Source organism: Vibrio sp. 10N.286.49.E11 (genome assembly GCF_041469505.1).
Classification (GTDB): Bacteria; Pseudomonadota; Gammaproteobacteria; order Enterobacterales; family Vibrionaceae; genus Vibrio; species Vibrio crassostreae_C.
The window spans coordinates 36,143-55,712 of the sequence record NZ_JBFRKQ010000057.1 but is presented as its reverse complement, the minus strand read 5'-3'; the positions used below and the strand labels follow the sequence as shown (position 1 = coordinate 55,712).

16 protein-coding genes are annotated in these 19,570 nt (G+C 45.4%); 8 read left to right on the top strand and 8 right to left on the bottom strand.

What is annotated here, in order from left to right:
- Positions 1 to 93: 93 nt before the first annotated feature.
- Positions 94 to 1,566 carry an aminoacyl-histidine dipeptidase gene (locus AB4167_RS13895; RefSeq protein ID WP_017060790.1) on the top strand — a complete coding sequence of 491 codons (1,473 nt, stop codon included), beginning with the start codon at positions 94 to 96 and terminating at the stop codon, positions 1,564 to 1,566.
- A gap of 138 nt (positions 1,567 to 1,704) precedes the next feature.
- On the opposite strand, the gene AB4167_RS13890 is transcribed toward AB4167_RS13895, so the two are convergent.
- Entirely contained in the window at positions 1,705 to 2,244 is a 540-nt protein-coding gene (locus tag AB4167_RS13890) for a DUF3332 family protein (RefSeq protein WP_017069508.1), read from the bottom strand.
- A 271-nt stretch (positions 2,245 to 2,515) separates the two neighbouring features.
- Here AB4167_RS13890 and AB4167_RS13885 point away from each other — a divergent pair, with 271 nt between their 5' ends.
- Positions 2,516 to 3,562: a succinylglutamate desuccinylase/aspartoacylase family protein gene (locus AB4167_RS13885; protein WP_017060792.1), complete on the top strand. Its 1,047-nt coding sequence runs from the start codon at positions 2,516 to 2,518 to the stop codon at positions 3,560 to 3,562.
- A gap of 205 nt (positions 3,563 to 3,767) precedes the next feature.
- Here the strand turns inward: AB4167_RS13885 and AB4167_RS13880 are convergent, their stop codons facing one another.
- Positions 3,768 to 4,085 (bottom strand): DUF3622 domain-containing protein, encoded by a 318-nt coding sequence (locus AB4167_RS13880; RefSeq protein WP_136981663.1) that lies wholly within the window; start codon positions 4,083 to 4,085, stop codon positions 3,768 to 3,770.
- Between the two features lie 353 nt (positions 4,086 to 4,438).
- On the opposite strand from AB4167_RS13880, the gene AB4167_RS13875 reads away from it, so the two are divergent.
- Positions 4,439 to 5,446 carry an adenosine deaminase gene (locus AB4167_RS13875; RefSeq protein WP_017069510.1) on the top strand — a complete coding sequence of 336 codons (1,008 nt, stop codon included), beginning with the start codon at positions 4,439 to 4,441 and terminating at the stop codon, positions 5,444 to 5,446.
- 67 nt (positions 5,447 to 5,513) lie between these two features.
- Here the strand turns inward: AB4167_RS13875 and AB4167_RS13870 are convergent, their stop codons facing one another.
- Positions 5,514 to 6,698, bottom strand: a complete 1,185-nt coding sequence (locus tag AB4167_RS13870; protein ID WP_136981662.1) for an NnrS family protein — start codon at positions 6,696 to 6,698, stop codon at positions 5,514 to 5,516.
- A 288-nt stretch (positions 6,699 to 6,986) separates the two neighbouring features.
- Between AB4167_RS13870 and AB4167_RS13865 the strand changes: the two genes are divergently transcribed.
- Positions 6,987 to 7,541, top strand: coding sequence for a gamma-glutamylcyclotransferase family protein (locus AB4167_RS13865; RefSeq protein WP_017063327.1), 555 nt, complete (start codon positions 6,987 to 6,989; stop codon positions 7,539 to 7,541).
- Between the two features lie 46 nt (positions 7,542 to 7,587).
- Here the strand turns inward: AB4167_RS13865 and AB4167_RS13860 are convergent, their stop codons facing one another.
- Complete coding sequence (locus AB4167_RS13860) at positions 7,588 to 7,920, bottom strand: tRNA-binding protein (RefSeq protein WP_017060796.1); 333 nt, start codon at positions 7,918 to 7,920, stop codon at positions 7,588 to 7,590.
- Between the two features lie 197 nt (positions 7,921 to 8,117).
- Between AB4167_RS13860 and AB4167_RS13855 the strand changes: the two genes are divergently transcribed.
- Positions 8,118 to 9,116 carry a substrate-binding domain-containing protein gene (locus AB4167_RS13855; protein ID WP_017060797.1) on the top strand — a complete coding sequence of 333 codons (999 nt, stop codon included), beginning with the start codon at positions 8,118 to 8,120 and terminating at the stop codon, positions 9,114 to 9,116.
- Between the two features lie 219 nt (positions 9,117 to 9,335).
- Here the strand turns inward: AB4167_RS13855 and galM are convergent, their stop codons facing one another.
- The 4 genes from galM to galE form a co-directional block, all read right to left on the bottom strand.
- Positions 9,336 to 10,415: a galactose-1-epimerase gene (gene galM / locus AB4167_RS13850; protein ID WP_017063325.1), complete on the bottom strand. Its 1,080-nt coding sequence runs from the start codon at positions 10,413 to 10,415 to the stop codon at positions 9,336 to 9,338.
- A 111-nt stretch (positions 10,416 to 10,526) separates the two neighbouring features.
- Positions 10,527 to 11,687, bottom strand: coding sequence for a galactokinase (gene galK, locus AB4167_RS13845; RefSeq protein WP_017060799.1), 1,161 nt, complete (start codon positions 11,685 to 11,687; stop codon positions 10,527 to 10,529).
- A gap of 231 nt (positions 11,688 to 11,918) precedes the next feature.
- Positions 11,919 to 12,974: a UDP-glucose--hexose-1-phosphate uridylyltransferase gene (locus tag AB4167_RS13840; protein ID WP_372136671.1), complete on the bottom strand. Its 1,056-nt coding sequence runs from the start codon at positions 12,972 to 12,974 to the stop codon at positions 11,919 to 11,921.
- A gap of 228 nt (positions 12,975 to 13,202) precedes the next feature.
- Positions 13,203 to 14,213 (bottom strand): UDP-glucose 4-epimerase GalE, encoded by a 1,011-nt coding sequence (gene galE, locus AB4167_RS13835; RefSeq protein ID WP_136981660.1) that lies wholly within the window; start codon positions 14,211 to 14,213, stop codon positions 13,203 to 13,205.
- A 393-nt stretch (positions 14,214 to 14,606) separates the two neighbouring features.
- Here galE and ebgR point away from each other — a divergent pair, with 393 nt between their 5' ends.
- The 3 genes from ebgR (at position 14,607) to AB4167_RS13820 (ending at position 19,487) form a co-directional block, all read left to right on the top strand.
- Positions 14,607 to 15,590: a transcriptional regulator EbgR gene (gene ebgR, locus AB4167_RS13830; protein WP_102393207.1), complete on the top strand. Its 984-nt coding sequence runs from the start codon at positions 14,607 to 14,609 to the stop codon at positions 15,588 to 15,590.
- 324 nt (positions 15,591 to 15,914) lie between these two features.
- Complete coding sequence (gene ebgA / locus AB4167_RS13825) at positions 15,915 to 19,031, top strand: beta-galactosidase subunit alpha (protein ID WP_136981659.1); 3,117 nt, start codon at positions 15,915 to 15,917, stop codon at positions 19,029 to 19,031.
- A gap of 3 nt (positions 19,032 to 19,034) precedes the next feature.
- A complete protein-coding gene (locus AB4167_RS13820; protein WP_017066026.1) occupies positions 19,035 to 19,487 on the top strand; it encodes a beta-galactosidase subunit beta in 453 nt (150 codons plus the stop codon).
- Positions 19,488 to 19,570 lie beyond the last annotated feature (83 nt).

The following is a 19,570-nucleotide window of genomic DNA, read 5'->3' as shown; positions in this document are numbered from 1 at the left end:
CATCAAAACAGACCCATATTTTAGATTTTTGTTCTAGGTTTTTCCCCATACAAAACCTAAATATATGGTTATTAAATAAAAAAGGAGTCATCCGTGTCTGAATTCCATTCTGAGATCAGTAAATTATCCCCTGCCCCTATCTGGCAGTTCTTCGATAAGATTTGCTCAATCCCACACCCTTCTAAGCATGAAGAAGAGCTTGCTCAATACATTATTGCTTGGGCAACAGAGCAAGGCCTAGATGTACGTCGTGACCCAACGGGTAACGTATTCATCAAAAAGCCAGCAACGGCGGGTATGGAAAACAAAAAAGGTGTAGTGCTACAAGCTCACATCGATATGGTTCCACAAAAGAACGAAGACACAGTTCATGACTTTGCTAAAGATCCAATTCAACCATACATTGATGGTGAGTGGGTTACAGCTAAAGGCACAACGCTTGGCGCTGATAACGGCATGGGCATGGCTTCTTGCCTAGCGGTTCTTGCTTCAAACGAAATCCAGCACGGCCCTATCGAAGTTCTACTAACAGTAGATGAAGAAGCAGGCATGACTGGTGCTTTCGGTCTTGAAGCGGGTTGGTTAGAAGGCGATATCCTTCTTAACACCGATTCAGAGCAAGAAGGCGAAGTGTACATGGGTTGTGCTGGCGGTATCGACGGCGCAATGACATTTGAAATTGCTCGTAATGCGATTCCAGCTGACTTCGTAACACGTAAGCTAACGCTAAAAGGCCTAAAAGGCGGTCACTCTGGTTGTGACATCCACACAGGTCGTGCAAACGCAAACAAACTGCTTGCTCGCTTCCTAGCGGGTCACGCAAAAGAGCTAGACCTTCGCATCGTCGAATTCAAAGGTGGTAGCCTTCGTAACGCGATCCCTCGTGAAGGTTTCGTAACGGTTGCTGTTCCTGCGGCAAACCAAGAAAAACTGGCTTCACTATACAACTACTACACTGAGCTGCTTTCAACAGAGCTAGGTAAAGTAGAAGACAGCATCGTGACTTTCAATGAAGAAGCTTCTGTAGAAATGGGCGCACTTGCGTCAGCAGACCAAGCTCGCTTTATCGCGGCACTTAACGCATGTCCAAACGGCGTGATTCGTATGAGTGACGAGATTGAAGGTGTTGTGGAAACGTCTCTAAACGTAGGTGTTATCACAACAGAAGAGAACTCAATCACAGTACTTTGCCTGATCCGCTCTCTTATCGATTCAGGTCGTAGCCAAGTAGAAAGCATGCTTCACTCTGTTGCTGAACTAGCAGGCGCTAACATCGCGTTCTCTGGTGCTTACCCAGGTTGGAAACCAGACGCAGATTCAGAAATCATGCATATCTTCCGTGACATGTACGAAGGTATCTACGGTCACAAGCCAAACATCATGGTTATCCATGCTGGTCTTGAGTGTGGTCTATTCAAAGAACCTTACCCGAACATGGATATGGTTTCTTTCGGCCCAACCATCAAGTTTCCGCACTCTCCTGATGAGAAAGTGAAGATCGACACCGTTGAGCTATTCTGGAACCAAATGGTTGCATTGCTTGAAGCGATCCCAGAAAAAGCTTAATTCGATAAGCTATGTTTGTTCAGTAAACGGTGTTTTACAGTAAACACCGTTTATCTGAGACAAAATAAAACAGGTACTCAATGAGTACCTGTTTTTGTATCTAATCTTTGTAGCTACTACTTGTGACTAAATAAACAATTAAGCGCGTGAAGCCGCGTAGCTTTCTAGCTCATCAATTGAAGTTTGTGCCACAACTTCGCCATCGATGAAGTACGTCACCATCTCGCCATCACGAACACCGATTAACGTCGCACGCTCACCAGACTGGTAAGTAATGTCCATTTGGATCGTGTTTTCATCAATCTGCTGCATTTGACCTTTTTCGATCACATCTGCACTCGTGATAGGACCCACTGGCGCTTCCGTTAGAGACGGATCAAGTTGGTGGTTGATGTCTAGGTAAGTATCAGTCTTAGTATCAAAGATGTGCGGAGCACCTGTTAGTGGGTTGCTACCAGTCCAGAACTCTAGTGAGTTGAATACTATGTAATCGGCAGCAACTGTTAGACCGTATGCAGGTGCAAGTAGAATGTTCAAACCACCACGAGCGTAACGGTTATCAACAGCCTTGATGTTGAACTTCATTAGGTAACCCGTTACTGCGTTGCTACCAACACAGCCAGATAAAGCAACAGATACCACCGCTAGTGCTACAACTTTTGAAATTGTTTTTTTCATTTTGATCTCAATATTTGAATTTGGCCGCCAAAAAATGGCGGTGGATAATACCAACGAACTGAATGACAAATATCAGCTCTAAGTTAATGTATTGTCATAAAATTCAAAATTTTAAACACCCTTCAATTAGCCAGATAAAAAACTGAAACCAATTCAGAAGCCCCTTCATAAAAAACTTTTGTCGTCACCGTAAAGCGATTGATTCGTACTAAAAATCAACGATTGCTACATTCCGTGTTAACGAATTATCACCATGTTGAGAACAACCTAAATGGCAAGACTAAAACCTAATCAACCATTCGAATTACTTGGTTATACTGTTCAGCCAGGACAGCGAATGGAGATTGAACTGCAAGCGGCTCAGCTTTACACGCATTCTCCACTTTCGATCCCGATTGAAATTATTCACGGTCGCCAAGCAGGCCCAACACTGATGGTAAATGCGGCTATCCACGGCGATGAGCTAAACGGTGTTGAAATTGCACGACAGCTGACCAATGCGATTGATCCAAAGAAACTGAAAGGGACATTAATTGTTGTGCCTATCGTTAACGTATTTGGCTTTATCCATAAATCTCGTTACCTACCAGACCGTCGTGACCTAAACCGTTGCTTCCCTGGCAGTGAGAAAGGATCGCTAACATCACGCATCGCTTACACCTTCTTTGAGAACGTGGCAAAGCACTGTGATTACATTCTAGATCTACACACGGGCGCGATTCACCGTACCAATCTGCCACAGATTCGTGCAAACCTATCGAACCCTGAAACACTGCGCATCGCAAAAGCGTTCGCAACACCCGTGATTATTGATTCTCCACTGCGTGACGGTTCACTGCGTAGCGAAGCGGAAAAGCTGGGTATTCCTGTATTAACTTACGAAGGTGGTGAAGCACTGCGTTTTGATCACCTAGCGATTCGTGCGGGTTACCTTGGCGTGCATCAAGTGATGAAAGAAATCGGCATGCTGCGTCCTAACCGTAAGAAGTTGCCAGAGCCAGTATTGAGTAAATCCACCAGCTGGATCCGCGCTGAGTCGGACGGTATTTTGCGTAACATGGTAAGACTGGGTGAACAAGTTGAAGCGGGACAAACCCTTGCTTACATCAGCTCTCCATTGGGTCACCAAGAAGGCCAAGTGATCACAACCAAAGGCGGTATCGTGATTGGTCAGCAGACTCTGCCTTTGGTCAACGAAGGTGATGCTGTGTTCCACATCGCTTACTTCAAGCAAGACGATGAAGAAGTCGGGCAATCAGTAGAAAGCTACATTGAAGAAGTGGCAGAAGATGATTGGCTAACTGCACTGAATAACTGATCAAACAATGCTTAACAGTTTAAGAGCTCGACGTTAAAAGCGAGAAACCAAAGCAGTGCTCTTAAACACAATAAAACAGAACTCCACAAACTAAAAAGCCCCAATACACTTTTAACTAGAAAGAAAAAAGTTGTATCGGGGCTTTTTTTTTTCACAAATCCCTTATCTTAAAATTAAGGGATCTATAAATTAGTTATGCACTGAATTACTCAGCGTCTTCTTGCTCTTCTGCACGAGCTTTAGCGCGCGCTTCACGTGCTTGCTCAGCTTTAAGCTCTTTAGTGTGACGTAGTTCGTCACGCTCTTTACGCTGCTCTGATTTACGCTCGTTACGTTCAGCTTGGTTAGCGATGAAAGATGCTAGCTCTTTCTCTGCCCACCCTTGTGCTAGAGCTTCAGTTTCGAAACCAGACTCACGCTTAGATACTGTAGTGCTGCGAGACGTTACTTGACGAGTAATCTCTGCACACCAACCGTTGCGTTTTTCTGTAAGGCGGATATCAAATTTTTTGTTCTTAGACATGTTCTATTTTTTCCTAAGGGAGATCATTAAGGGATCGGTCAACTTTGATAACTCCATCTAAGTGAGCATCTTTTAACACCATCCCTTGGTAAGCGCGGTATTAGAGCACAAATCAATGAATATTGCTGCAAATATTTGCAGCGGATCACACTCCAATGCTGCAAATCGTTTGCGCCGATTTCAATTGGTTCGTAACTTCCAATTCACCATCAACTTCTGTCCTGTTTTATCGATAACAATGAAATGAACTATGCTCAAACAGAGATAAATGAAAGAGATACCTGCTTGCTCAGGTTTATAGACTCTACTGTCTCACCTACTCCGCTCATAATTAAAATAGCTAAGGAGTTGCTATGGATAGCTTCATCAAAAATTTACCCAAAGTTGAGCTGCACTTACATATAGAAGGCACATTAGAGCCAGAGCTGATGTTCCAACTCGCCAAGCGTAATAACCTGTCGATTCCCTTTGAGACCCCAGACCAAGTTCGAGACGCGTACCAGTTCCACAATCTTCAATCCTTTCTCGATATCTATTACCAAGGTGCAAACGTACTGATTCATGAACAAGATTTCTACGACCTGACGTGGGCTTATCTGTTGAAGTGTCAGCAAGATAATGTGGTTCATACTGAGATCTTCTTCGACCCTCAGACTCACACTGAACGCGGCATTGACTTTGAAGTCATCGTTGGCGGGATTACTCGAGCTTTGAATCAAGTGGAGCAAGAGCTTGGTATCAGCAGCCAACTGATCATGTGCTTTCTGCGTCATCTCGATGAAGACAGCGCTTTTGAAACACTCAAACAAGCCCTTCCTTATAAAGATAAGATCATTGCCGTTGGGTTAGATTCATCAGAACAGGGCAATCCACCAGAGAAGTTTAAACATGTATTCCAAGAAGCGATCAACCAAGGCTTTCTGACTGTCGCGCACGCCGGAGAAGAAGGCCCTGCACAAAATATTAGCGACGCACTGAGCTTGCTAGGCATTACCCGAATTGATCATGGCGTTCGCTGTGTAGAAGATGAAGAGTTGATGGAACAGCTAATAGCAAAACGTACACCACTGACCGTCTGCCCGCTGTCGAATACCAAGCTCAAGGTGTTTGAGACCATGCAAGAGCACAACATCGTCGAGTTGCTGAGAAAAGGGCTGTGCGTCACCATCAATTCCGATGATCCGGCTTACTTCGGCGGCTATATGAATGATAACTTCCTCGCCGTCGCCAATGCTCACCCAGTGACCAAAAACGAATTGGCGCAGTTCAGTATTAATGCCATCGAAGCCAGTTTTATCTCGCCTCACGCCAAGGAAGATCTCATCACACAGGTACGCCAATACCTTGCTGCGAGTACTTAATGAGTTATCAAGATCAAAAAGGGAAGCTCTGAGCTTCCCTATCTATATCAATAGATAACTAATTGGCTTAGCCCGGGTGACCATCCACTCTTGGCGTTAACAGCATTATCCCAAATTTCCAGATAAATAGACCGAACGCTAACGTCCATAAACCCGCGCTGATATTGACCATCTCAAATAAATACGCCGGGAAGAATGTCACACCTAAACTACGAACGAGTGCCGCGATAAATATAGCCGAGAACGCCAAAGCCATACTTGGCCCTTTATAGATAGCACGGCCAGTATGTCCCATTGTCACGCGCGTGATCATCGCCAGAATTAACCCACTCAAACCGCCAATCGCAAACAGGTGCAGCATGTTATGGCTCGCGAACGGGTTATCTAGCAAACCGCGTAACAGCAAGCTGAGAGGGATACATAGGTAAGCCGCATGCAGCGACCACACCAAGGGTTCTGATAGTGTTGTCCAAGGCTTCCAGCGGATAAAGCGCACCAACTGTGTCACACCTGCAAATACCATCAACTCATTGCCGACTTGAGCAAAGGTCAATGGGAAGAAGCTCAACACAAATAAGCCAACCAAAGGTAGATTGGCTAACCATTCCAACCAAACCAAGGGCTGCGCTTTTTCGAAATCAAAACGACGCGCTGTAAAAAATGGGAGCACTCGCCCACCCATCACTGATAACAGCAAGGTAAACCACCACAACATAGCCTGCCAAACTGCAGACGATGGGAATGGAGGCATCCCCTTAATGGTCGCGTAACTAGCAAAGTTCGCCACGATAGCCAATATAAACAGTGGCACAAAGAATAGATTCTTCCAGCCTTTCGACTTCACGACTCGGAAACCAATTTCGTAGGCGGCGAAGATTAAGAACAGCGCCTCAACCGACGAGATCAGCCATAACGGAGCGGGTGTCCAAAACAGAATACGAGGTGCGAGCCACAAACCGACTAGCGCAGCTAATCGATAATGCTTGGTGCCATTGACACCCGTCCACGTTTGTACTGCCGTTAACACAAAACCGACCACTATCGCCATTGAGAAACCAAACAGCATCTCATGCACGTGCCACCACAGTGCGGGAACTTTTAAAATATCAGGCTGACCGTTTTGGAACATGATGACCCAAGCGACAATCGCGATCACTGCATAGAGACTGCCTAAAAAGAAGAAAGGTCGAAAGCCTAAACGCAGGTAGGCTGGAATCGCGTCTTCTACACTTTTATCTGTGATATTTAACAAACTCGCTCCTAATTCTCAGATAAGCGGCCAAGGTATTACCTAAACCAAATTTTGTGTGCATCAAATCCGATGCAATATGCAGATCACATTGCATGAAACGCGCCAATTAGATAAAACCAGTAAAAACAGCGACTCACGAGATTCAATAGCCAATAAACAAGTCAAAAAAACACAACCAAAAGAGTCATAAAGTCATATACATGTATAAATAGAAACTTACTGACTTTTGGTATCTCGCCACATATAGTAAGACTAGACTTAAATGGAACAACTCAGACAAGGAATGCGATGTATATTTTTGGTTATGGCAGTTTAATCAACTCATCTTCACGTCAGCTTACCGGTCAGACAGGGCAAGCGATCCCTGCGATTGTTCATGGCTTGATTCGCCATTGGAGCAAGATCGATGACAGCTATGTGTTATCACCTTTGATCGTCAATCTTGGCGAAGGACAAGTGAATGGTGTGTTGCTTGAGGTGGATGATATTGCACTGGCTGAGTTTGATCGCCGTGAGCGTGGTTATCACCGAATCGAATTAAAGGCCTCTCAGATAGAAAGCCAAGATGAGTTCAAACAGGATCAATCGATCTGGGTTTACATCAAAGACGAGATTGAAGCACCTTGCGAAAACAGCCCTATCGTTCAAACCTACGTCGATACGGTATTGGCAGGATGTTTAGAGGTGTCTGAAAGCTTTGCGGCGCATTTTGTTAAACACACACAAGGTTGGCACCACCCATTAGAAAATGATCGCCACCAGCCTAAATACGGCAACCTTGCTGGGGTTTCCGATCACCATCACAGTGTGATTGATGGCTTGATACTAACTGTACGCAGCTAGTTGATTTAGGTTGGTGAACACATTGACTCACCAACCTAAAGTGAGCTTAAACGACACGAATACCTGCTGGCATCGCACGTTCAGGTGTTAACAATACACTTTCAGATTCATCTTCCGTTTCTGCACAAAGCAACATGCACTCAGAAGTGTGGCCTCTCATCTTCGCCTTCGCTAGATTGCACAAAACAACAACCTGCTTACCCATCAACTCTTCTTCTGTGTAGTAAGGGACTAGGCTGGTCACCGTTTGCAGTGTCTTGTCACCAACATCCACTTGCACTATGTAAAGCTTGTCGGCGTTTTCATGACGCACAACCTCAATGATCTTACCCACACGCATTTCTAACTTAGCAAAGTCACCATAAGAGACAGTATCCATTTCTCACTTCCTATATTGGTTTATTTTCACTCATTAAATCATTTACTAAAATTAAGTAAAATGTAAATGTTTACACTAGCATTAAGCCTAATAATTACAAGCGGTAAAGATCTCATTACTGGAAGTAAAATGAGAGTTTCGTTGCCTTACTATCATTGTCGGTGTTAAATAGATGAAGCAATGTATAGAGGTTAAAAATGGCAACAATTAAAGATGTAGCAAAGGAAGCTGGTGTTTCTGTTGCAACCGTATCTCGAGTGATCAACAAGTCTCCCAAGGCGAGTGCAAGCTCGGTAGAGTCTGTAACTAAAGCGATGTCTAAACTTGGCTATCGACCGAATGCCAATGCTCGAGCGCTGGTAAGCCAAAGCACGAACACTGTTGGTGTATTGGTCGGTGACATCTCCGATCCCTTTTTTGGCACGCTGGTTAAGGCTGTCGACAATGTCGCTCGTGAGAACGGAAAACATATCCTTGTCGGTAATGGCTCGCACGATCGTGAAGATGAGAGACAAGCGATTGAATTGCTGATTAACAGCCGTTGTGACGCCTTGGTGATCCACTCTAAAGGCCTCACCGACGAAGAACTGATTGCCTATGCAAAAGAGGTCAAAGGCTTAGTACTGATCAACCGTTATATTGCTGAGATTGCCAACCACTGTATTTTCTTAGACAACAAAAAAGGTGCGTATCTTGCGACGGAATATCTGATCCGCCATGGCCATAAGAACATTGCCTGTATCGCCTCATCGCATAGCATTGAAGATGCCGATGAGCGTATCCAAGGTTACTTAGCGGCACTCTCAGATTACAAAATAGCGCTCTCTGACAGCTATATTGAATACTCAGCGCCGACCAGTGACGGTGGCGAATACGCCATGACTAACCTTCTGACTAAGTCACTGCCAATCACTGGCATTGTGGCGTACAACGATTACATGGCAGCTGGTGCTTTGTCTGTCCTTGATGAAAACGGTATTCAAGCGCCAGACAAAATGTCGATCATCGGTTTCGATGATGGTTTGATTGCCCGCTATGTTCATCCAAAGCTCACCACTATTCGCTACCCGATTCAGATGATGGCAGAGAAAGCGACACGACTCGCGTTGCACTTAGCCAAAGGTGAAAACACCTCAACTGAACCAATGATGTTCTCTCCAACTCTGGTACGCCGTAATTCGGTAGAGAAAGTCTAGGTTCTGGTCGACTCATCAAGCAATAAACAAAAAAAAGCCCTAACAGAATCGCTTCTGTTAGGGCTTTCCTACCTTACTCAGATACTCAACAATCGCGCTTAATAAACCGCACTCTTGTTGAGCGCCACTTTTGCTCATCCCCCAAGAACAACGCGATAATTCACATCGTCCTATTCACAAACAAAAGATATTGACGTAACCGCTTTGAGCTAGAGCGTACTAGTTTGAAGAATCCCCCGAAAATTCAAACTGGTAACAGGTACTGTAGTTATATTCTTGTTCAGGCTTGAGAATACAACTGTCCTGCTTCCACTCTGGGTGGTTAGGAGAGTCAGGTAAGAACTGGGTTTCTAGCGCCAAACCAGCGTAGTCTTCATAGCTGCCACCACTTCGGTTTGGTGTGCCACCAAGCCAGTTTCCGGTGTATAGCTGCATCGCAGGTTTGGTTGAAAATACTTTTAGTGTGACGAGCGCATCCGGTGAGGTTACGGTCGCGGCGCATTGAGTGCGTTTGCAGCCATCAGCCAATAAGAAAGAGTGGTCGTAACCCTTTGCTGCTTTCTGCTGTTCATCGCCCAACAAACGCTCTGAGATCATCATAGGCTGATTGAAGTCAAAGCTGGTCGATTTCACTGATTTAAGGTTACCTAACGGAATACCCACCGAATTGGTCGGTAAGAACTGATTAGCATTGATACTGACAATGTGTGACAAACAATCGTGTCCAGCTTCAGCGCCAAGTAGATTGAAGTACGCATGATTCGTTAGGTTGACTACAGTCGGCTTGTCTGTGGTTGCAGAGTAATTAATGGACACTCGATTGTCTTCGGTGATGTCATAACGTACCGACACATTCAAATTCCCCGGGAATCCTTGGTCGCCATCAGCAGACTCTAGACTGAACACCACTGACGTTTCGGTTTGCTCGGCAATATTCCAACGGCGTTTATCAAATCCGTTCGGGCCACCATGTAAGGTATTGCCCGCTTGGTTGGTTTCCAGCTTGTAATTCTGACCATCAATTTTGAAACGACCATTAGCAATGCGGTTAGCATAACGGCCAACGGTTGTGCCCATATAGCTGGCTTGTTTATCGAAGTTCTCCATTGAGTTAACACCCAACAACACTTCTCTTTTGTTTCCCTTTACTGGCAGGATACAGCTCAACCATGTTGCACCAATATCCATGAATGTCACTTGAATGCCATGCGTATTTGATAGCGTCACTAACTGAGCGGGTTGGCCATCATAGGCTGGAGTCTGCGCCATGGATTGATGCAGGTTTTGCTCTTGTGTCATTCTAAATTCCTTCTAGTGCCAGTAAAAAGCCTCTACCTGAAGTAAAGGCTTTAGCATTTGGCCTACCATGATCTTTTTACTTGGTAAGCTCTATATTAAATCTCGAAGCCGTTAGATTACTTCAACTAAGCCTGCTCCGTCTTTCGCTTGGCACACATAAATAGATTCTTTTAGCCCCGTCGCCGCTTGATATTTCTGTTCAACGGTTGTTTTGATTTCATCAACCAATGCAGGTGGAACCAATGCCACAATACAACCACCGAAACCACCGCCAGTCATACGCACGCCACCTTGTTCACCGATCACTTCTTTGACCATATCAACCAGCGCATCAATCTCTTTCACCGTGATTTCAAAATCATCACGCATTGATGCATGCGATTCAGCCATCAACTCGCCCATACGCTTCATATCATGAGTGCGTAGAGCTTGAGCCGCTTCAACAGTACGGTCATTTTCAGTAATCACGTGACGAGCACGTTTCGCGACCATTTCATCCAATTCAGACTCTTTCGCTTTGAATTGCTCAATGGTCACATCACGAAGTGCCGGAACACCAAAGATGCGCGCCGCTTCTTCACACTGTTCACGACGTGTGTTGTATTCGCTGTCGACTAAGCCGCGTTTCTTGTTTGAGTTAATGATAACCACAGCCATATCTTCTGGCATTGAAACCGCTTGAGTCTCTAGGCTACGACAATCCAAAAGCATCGCGTGGTTTGCGCGACCTTCTGCAGAGATCATTTGGTCCATGATGCCGCAGTTACAGCCCACAAATTCGTTTTCGGCCTGCTGACCATTTAGCGCCACTTCAGCTTGGCTGATCTCTAGGTTATAAAGCACCTTGAATGTTTGACCAATCACCACTTCCAGCGCCGCAGAAGAACTTAAACCTGCACCTTGAGGCACGTTGCCCGTTACAGAGATGTCTGCACCTGTAAATTCAAAGCCGCGACCTTTTAAGCACTTCACCACACCACGAATGTAGTTAGCCCACATCTTGTCTTGTTGGAATGTGATCTCTTGAGTTAAATCGAACTCATCGACTGCATTACCGTAGTCCACTGATACTACGCGAACAATGTTGTCGTCACGCTTAGCCGCGGCGACTACCGTTTGGTAGTTAATGGCACACGGTAGAACAAAACCATCGTTGTAGTCAGTGTGCTCGCCGATCAGGTTCACACGACCTGGTGCTTGGATAATATGAGTCGCTTGGTAACCAAGGACTTGCTCAAAAGATGCTTTCACGTTTTGGATTAGGTCAGACATAAGTAAACTCTCTGGTTAAACTCTTTGTTCAATTGGTTATGGCCCCTTCACGGCACCACTTTAATTCTTTTAGATTCCCTATATCGTTCGTCGCTCACGGTAGGGAATGACAACATCAGCGACTATACTTCTATGCTTCTAAGCTCTTAAACTTATGGGCTTCTCACCTGTCGTCATTCCAGAATCGAGGGACGAGATATCAGGAATCTCACTCGTTATCTACGAAACAGGCTATTCCTGATCTTTATAGTGAACGTCACTCAAATCACGAAGACGCTGCGCCGCTTGTTCTGCGGTTAAATCACGCTGAGACTCAGCCAACATTTCGTAGCCCACCATGAACTTACGAACCGATGCGCTGCGTAGTAGCGGCGGGTAGAACAATGCATGCAGTTGCCAGTGATCGATGTCCGTACCTTCTTCGAAGAACGGCGCATAGTGCCAGCCCATTGAGTAAGGGAATGAGCACTGGAACAAGTTGTCGTAACGACTGGTCAGCTTCTTAATCGCAAGCGCTAGATCATCACGTTGTTCGTCAGTCAGTTCGCTCATACGGCGGATGTGTGTTTTTGGTAGCAACATGGTTTCAAATGGCCACGCAGCCCAATAAGGCACCACAGCGATCCAATGTTCAGTTTCAACCACAGTGCGAGAACCGTCTTTCATTTCAGATTCAACGTAATCCACTAAAAGATTCGAACCTTGTTGTTCAAAGTACTCTTTTAACAGTTTCTCTTTGCGTTCAATCTCGTTGGGCAAAAAGCTGTTTGCCCAGATCTGACCGTGTGGGTGTGGCTGAGAACAGCCCATGGTCTCGCCTTTGTTTTCAAACGCTTGAACCCATAGGTAGTCTTTACCTAGCTCTTCAATCTGTTCATTCCATGTGTCGATAACACCGCGAATCTTGTTTACTGGTAACTCTGGCAGCGTTTTGCTGTGGTCCGGAGAAAAACAGATCACGCGGCTCAACCCGCGAACACCTTGAGTCTTGAATAGAGGGTTATCAGACTCTGGAGCGTCAGGTGAATCAGGCATCAACGCCGCGAAGTCATTACTGAATACATAAGTGCCGTCGTAATCTGGGTTTTCGTCGCCCGAGATACGCGTATTGGTTGGGCACAAGAAACACTCTTTCTCATACGCAGGAAGCTGCGCAGTCGATGGTTTTTCATCTTGGCCACTCCAAGGACGTTTTGCTCGGTGCGGTGATACTAAGATCCACTGACCCGTTAATGGGTTATAACGACGATGCGGGTGGTCTACTGGGTTAAATTCAACTTTTGACATGTTTAGATTGCTCTCAAATTTTGTGTCTTGGTCAATTCACCAAGATGAATAATTCTTCTACAAGGAGATTCCCTATCACGCTCGTGCCTCGCTGTAGGGAATGACGTGTAATCTCGTTGTGCTATTTGTGCAAAGGCCACCACTTCATAGCCTTATGCTCATCCGTCATTCCAGAATAAAGGCACGAGATATCTGGAATCTCTATTTTTTCAATAGCTTAAAAGTTCTTTAGTAACCTTGTGGGTTATTCGACTGCCAATTCCATGTATCCGCCGTCATCTCCATCACGCTACGCGTCGCCTTCCAGCCAAGCTCGCGCTCTGCTTTTTCAGTACTTGCCCAACATTCGGCAATGTCACCTGCGCGGCGTGGGCAAAGTTCATAAGGAACCGGTTTGCCCGATGCTTGTGCGAAGGCTTCAACCATCTCGAGTACACTTGAGCCTTTGCCCGTACCTAGGTTGTAAATGTGTAAGCCCGCTTTCTCGCCAACCACTTTTAGTGCTGCTACGTGGCCATCAGCCAAATCCATTACATGAATATAGTCACGAACGCCTGTGCCATCGACTGTTGGGTAATCGTTTCCAAAAACAGCCAGTTTTTCACGGCGACCGACGGCTACTTGAGCAATAAACGGCATTAAATTATTTGGGATACCTTGTGGGTCTTCACCCATAGTGCCCGATGGATGTGCGCCAACTGGATTGAAGTAACGCAGTAAAGTGACGCTCCAGTCGTTCTCCGCGTTGAACAGATCGCTCAAGCACTCTTCCACCATATATTTGCTGCGACCATAAGGGTTAGTTGTCGCGCCAGTTGGTGAAGTTTCAGTAATCGGCACTACTTCTGGATCACCGTAAACGGTAGCCGAAGAACTAAATACGATGCTTTTCACGCCCGCTTTCTTCATGCTTCGAGCTAACACTAGTGAACCATTAACGTTGTTATCGTAGTACTCCAAAGGCTTAGACACCGACTCCCCAACCGCTTTCAGGCCAGCAAAGTGAATCACGGCTTGGATATCGTTTTCTGAAAACACACTATCTAGAAAAGATTGATCACGAATGTCGCCAAGATAAAAAGTTGGTCGCTTACCGGTCAATGATTCGATTCGCTCCAGTACTAGCTCTTTGCTATTGCAAAGGTTATCAACAATGATTGGCTCCATACCCGCCTGTATCATTTGAATACATGTATGACTTCCGATGTAACCCATGCCGCCCGTAACCAGTACTTTCACAATCAACCTCTCTTTGTCGTCATTCGTGGGCTAACTCGAACTGACATTCAGCTCAGTAGCACCGTATGTCAGAAATAGTAGCAGCCATTTTGACTATAATTCTGTGATCAAAACCACGAAGTGTAAACGTTTACACTAAGTTTCATCATTGGAACTGATCATGACATAGAGAGAACGTATAGCTGTTAACCTCTAATTCATTGAATTTTAATAAGATAATTATAGATAGTTAGATTTGAGACATCATAGAGGAGTTGAGCATTTATTTTACTAAAAGTTAATGCAATGACGTCCAGTTTGATTACAATAGGTCTGTAGAATAAAGAGGTGCATTGCTTTTTTACTAAATACCAATTTCAAAGCAGCGCAATGTTCCAATAACAGGAAGTGAGTATGGCAACGTTAAAAGATATCGCGACTGAAGCACATGTTTCATTGGCTACAGTTTCAAGGGTTCTCAATGAAGATCCAACATTAAGCGTCAAGGAAGAGACCAAAAGGCGTATCTTTGAAATTGCAGAGAAGTTGGAATACAAAACCAGCAGCTCACGAAAAACCGTTAGCAGTAAAAAACAAAACCATCACTTCCTAGCACTGTATAACTACAAGCAAGAAGCGGAAGTTAACGACCCTTACTATCTATCGATTCGCCACGGGATTGAAACCCAATGTGAAAAGATGGAAGTTAAGCTAACCAACTGTTATGAAAGTAAAATACAGATCAATTCAGCACCAATCACAGGTGTTTTGTTGGTGGGTAGAATGACACCAGAGGTTATCGAGCAAGCTAAAAAGCTGAGCGATAATATCTGTTATGTCGATTTTACCGATCACTCAGAACCTTATGACTCTGTCGATATCGACCTGGCTTTGATCAGCAAAGAGATCACCAACTTCTTTATCAACCAAGGCTATGAGCGCATCGGCTTTATTGGTGGCCAAGACGACGTCAATACCCCTGATATTCGTGAAGTCGCTTTTGCTGAATATGGTGGCCTCAAGAACGTTGTCAGTGAGCAAGACATCTACCGTGGTGACTTCTCTAGCTCATCAGGTTACAAGCTTGCAAAACAGATGCTCGCGACGGGCGACTACCCTAAAGCCATGTTTATTGCGTCAGATTCCATCGCAATTGGCGTTTTACGAGCCGTTCATGAGCACGGATTAAACATCCCTGAAGATATTGCGCTGATCAGTGTAAACGACATCCCAACAGCTAAATTTACCTTCCCATCTTTATCAACGGTTCGTATTCACTCTGAATTGATGGGAATTCAAGGCGTTAATCTGCTGATTGAGAAAGTACGCGACGGCCGAACCATCCCACTACGTGTCTATGTACCAAGCAAACTCAAGCTGCGCGATACAACAAAATAATTAAATATATCAAGTAGATAAATAAAGGCTACCTTTGTTGAAGGTGGCCTTTTTTGTGCCCGTCACATACATCAATCTCCACGTATCCCCCTCTTTAATCTGCTACATAAATCAGCCAATAGCATTCTTTTAAGTGGATCACACAGCACCGTAAAAAGACCATAAAAAACGTGATGAAGTTAAAGTAAAACGTTTTCACCATTTTCATTTAGTAAAACTTTTACTAATAATTACCTCAATCCAAAAATACTCGTATTCACTACGACCCAATTACGCATAAGAACGTCGGTCAGCAAACTGCATTCAGACCGAGAGAGAGGCAACGTGAACAACTGGGAAAACTTCCTGAACTTACATGAGAACCGTATGGCACCGCGTGCATACTTCTTCTCGTACGCATCAGAAAAAAATGCAAACACGTTTCAGCGTGAACTGAGCAGCCACTTCCAACTATTGAGTGGCCAATGGAATTTCAGCTATTTCACCAATCCGCTATTGGTTCCTGAAGAGTTCTATTCTCAGGAAATGAGCGACTGGGGAAACATCACGGTTCCAAACATGTGGCAAATGGAAGGCCACGGCGATCTTCAATACACAGATGAAGGTTTCCCATTCCCAATTGATGTGCCTTTCGTACCATCAGACAACCCAACCGGCGCATACCAACGCTCTTTCTTCCTTGGCGAAAGCTGGGACGAGAAACAAACCATCATCAAATTTGATGGCGTTGAAACTTACTTCGAAGTTTACGTAAACGGCGAGTACGTGGGCTTCAGCAAAGGCAGCCGCCTAACCGCTGAGTTCGATATCTCTAGCCAGGTAAAAGCAGGCAACAACCTACTTTCTATTCGAGTGATGCAGTGGGCCGACTCTACCTACATTGAAGACCAAGACATGTGGTGGACGGGCGGTATCTTCCGTGACGTTTACCTAGTAGGTAAAGAACAACTGCACGTTCAAGACGTTACCGTTCGCACTGACTTCGACGACGCTTACCAAAGCGCGACCCTGTTATGCAAAGTGGAACTAGAAAACCTAGCAGCAGCGGCAAACGCAACCCTTGAGTACGCATTGCTCGATGGCAGCCAAGTTATCTCGCAAGGCTCTGTAGATAGCTTAAGTGTCGATGGCAATACGAGTACTCAATTCTCTATTGATGTGGTTAACCCTGTCCAATGGAACGCTGAGAACCCTTACCTATACCAACTGCTGCTTACGCTGAAAGATGGTGACGGCAAGGTGTTGGAAGTGATTCCACAGCGCGTTGGTTTCCGCGACATTAAAGTTCGCGATGGTCTGTTCTACATCAACAACAAATACGTGATGCTGCACGGTGTAAACCGTCACGACAACGACCACCTAAAAGGTCGTGCGGTTGGCATGGATCGCGTAGAGAAAGACTTAGTGTTGATGAAGCAGCACAACATCAACTCAGTACGCACGGCGCACTACCCGAACGACCCACGCTTCTACGAACTGTGTGATATTTATGGCCTATTCGTTATGGGCGAAACCGATGTCGAAACTCACGGCTTTGCTAACGTTGGCGACCTAAGCCGCATCACTAACGATGCCGCATGGGAAGCGGTGTTTGTTGAACGTATCGAACGTCATATCCACGCTCAGAAGAACCACCCTTCTATCATCATGTGGTCGCTAGGTAACGAGTCTGGTTACGGTTGCAACATCCGCTCTATGTACGATGCAGCAAAAGCAATTGATGACACGCGTCTGGTTCATTATGAAGAAGACCGTGATGCTGAAGTAGTCGACATCATTTCAACCATGTACTCACGTGCTCAACTGATGAATGCCTTCGGTGAATTCCCACACGAAAAACCACGCATCATCTGCGAATACGCACACGCAATGGGTAACGGCCCGGGTGGTTTAACTGAATACCAAAACGTGTTCTACAAGCATGACGCAATTCAAGGTCACTATGTTTGGGAATGGTGTGACCACGGCATTCTAGCGCGTGATGAAGCAGGCACAGAGTTCTACAAATACGGCGGTGACTACGGTGACTACCCGAACAACTACAACTTCTGCATGGACGGTTTGATCTACCCAGACCAAACGCCAGGCCCTGGCTTGAAAGAGTACAAGCAAGTGATTGCCCCAGTGAAGCTTCGCGATTTCGATGCACAAACGGGCACCTTCACGGTAGACAACAAACTTTGGTTCTCAAACATCGATGACTACACCATCACTGCGGAAATCCGTGCTGAAGGTGAAACCATTGCTGTGCAACACATCAAGATTGAAGAACTGGCAGAAAACTCGAGCCGTGAACTGACACTTAACTTGCCACAACTTGATGAGCGCGAAGTGTTTGTGAACTTTACCGTGCGCAAGGATTCTCGTACGCCTTACAGCGAAGCGAACCACGACATCGCGGTGTATCAATTCCAAGTGAAAGAGAACACAGCACAGCTAGAAGCCTTCACTAACAACAATGCGACAGCACTGAATGTGGAAGAGTCTCGTTTAGCTTACCTAATCAAAGGCCACAACTTCGCACTGAACTTCTCGAAAGTGAACGGCAAGCTGACGTCATGGTTGGTCAATGGCGAAGAGATGATTAAGTCAGAACCACGAATCAACTTCTTCAAGCCAATGATCGATAACCATAAACAAGAGCACGATGGTTACTGGGAGCCTGCACACTTGCAAATTATGCAGGAGCACTTCCGTAGCATTGACCTTGAATGCGTTAACGTTGAACAGGTAAATGGCAAGGTAGAGATCACCACCACCAGCATCATTGCTCCACCAGTATTCGATTTCGGCATGCGTTGTGAATATCGCTACCAAGTTAATGCTGAAGGCCAATTGAACGTTGAGCTAAGCGCCGAACGTTACGGTGAGTACCCTCATGTAATTCCTGTGATTGGTTTTGATATGGGCATCAACGGCGACTTCGACCAAGTCCAATATTACGGACGCGGCCCTGAAGAGAACTACCAAGACAGCAAGCAAGCCAACATGATTGATGTGTACCAATCAACCGTTGCAGACATGTTCGAGAACTACCCGTTCCCACAGAACAACGGCAACCGCCAACACGTTCGTTGGGCTGCGCTTTCAAGCCGCGCGGGTAATGGTATTGCAGTAAAACCACAGCAAGAAATCAACTTCAGCGCATGGTTCTACACCAACCAAAACCTGCACCAAGCACAACACACCATTGAGCTAGAGAAAAGCGGTTACATCACGTTAAACCTAGATCACCAAGTGATGGGCTTAGGCTCTAACTCTTGGGGCAGCGAAGTGCTCGATTCTTACCGCGTTTACATGGACGAGTTCCGCTACGGTTTAACTCTGATTCCATTCCAAGCAGGCGATTGCGACGCACAACACCTAATCAATCACAACTTTGGCGATGAGTTTTTTACGGTGAATGCACCAAAAGCTCAACCACAACTGAACGAGGCATAAGCGATGATCGTTTTAGAGAACTTAGAACAATTTAAAGTCGTCTACCGCGATGGTCGTAAATGGCAACGCTGTGTAGAAGCGATTGAAAACATCGGAAACATCAAAGATGGCGTGATGTATTCAATTGGTGATTCACTGGCTTACATGATTGAAGACGGTGTGGCTCGTAACACAGAAAACTTCACGGGTAATCGTCGTTACTTCGACGTGCACTACTACCTAGAAGGCCGTGAAACGGTTGAATTCGCAGCGAAATCAGAGCTAGAGCAGATCCAAGCTTATAGCGATGAAACCGACCGCGAACACCTAATGGGGAACGGTGAAACTCGTGAGCTAGCTGAAGGCCAAGTGGCGATCTTTGACAACAATCAGGCTTACCGTTTCCACGGTGATAACCGAGTTCGAAAAGTGGTACTGAAAGTGACCATTGAAGACGGTTACTTCCTCAATAAATAAACAATAACGCTATCTATTCACAGTATGTATCGAGCCTTGCCGTTCAAGGCTCCAACATGCTGAACAAAGCCTCAATGCTTCCT

Excerpts from the sequence above, each read along its gene's own strand:
- AB4167_RS13890 (WP_017069508.1), bottom strand. The coding sequence starts at position 2,244 with ATGAAAAAAACAATTTCAAAAGTTGTAGCACTAGCGGTGGTATCTGTT.
- AB4167_RS13840 (WP_372136671.1), bottom strand. The coding sequence starts at position 12,974 with ATGTCAAAAGTTGAATTTAACCCAGTAGACCACCCGCATCGTCGTTAT.
- galK (WP_017060799.1), bottom strand. The coding sequence starts at position 11,687 with ATGTCTGACCTAATCCAAAACGTGAAAGCATCTTTTGAGCAAGTCCTT.
- AB4167_RS13860 (WP_017060796.1), bottom strand. The coding sequence starts at position 7,920 with ATGGATACTGTCTCTTATGGTGACTTTGCTAAGTTAGAAATGCGTGTG.
- AB4167_RS13855 (WP_017060797.1), top strand. The coding sequence starts at position 8,118 with ATGGCAACAATTAAAGATGTAGCAAAGGAAGCTGGTGTTTCTGTTGCA.
- galM (WP_017063325.1), bottom strand. The coding sequence starts at position 10,415 with ATGACACAAGAGCAAAACCTGCATCAATCCATGGCGCAGACTCCAGCC.
- AB4167_RS13885 (WP_017060792.1), top strand. The coding sequence starts at position 2,516 with ATGGCAAGACTAAAACCTAATCAACCATTCGAATTACTTGGTTATACT.
- AB4167_RS13880 (WP_136981663.1), bottom strand. The coding sequence starts at position 4,085 with ATGTCTAAGAACAAAAAATTTGATATCCGCCTTACAGAAAAACGCAAC.
- ebgR (WP_102393207.1), top strand. The coding sequence starts at position 14,607 with ATGGCAACGTTAAAAGATATCGCGACTGAAGCACATGTTTCATTGGCT.
- AB4167_RS13865 (WP_017063327.1), top strand. The coding sequence starts at position 6,987 with ATGTATATTTTTGGTTATGGCAGTTTAATCAACTCATCTTCACGTCAG.
- AB4167_RS13875 (WP_017069510.1), top strand. The coding sequence starts at position 4,439 with ATGGATAGCTTCATCAAAAATTTACCCAAAGTTGAGCTGCACTTACAT.
- AB4167_RS13820 (WP_017066026.1), top strand. The coding sequence starts at position 19,035 with ATGATCGTTTTAGAGAACTTAGAACAATTTAAAGTCGTCTACCGCGAT.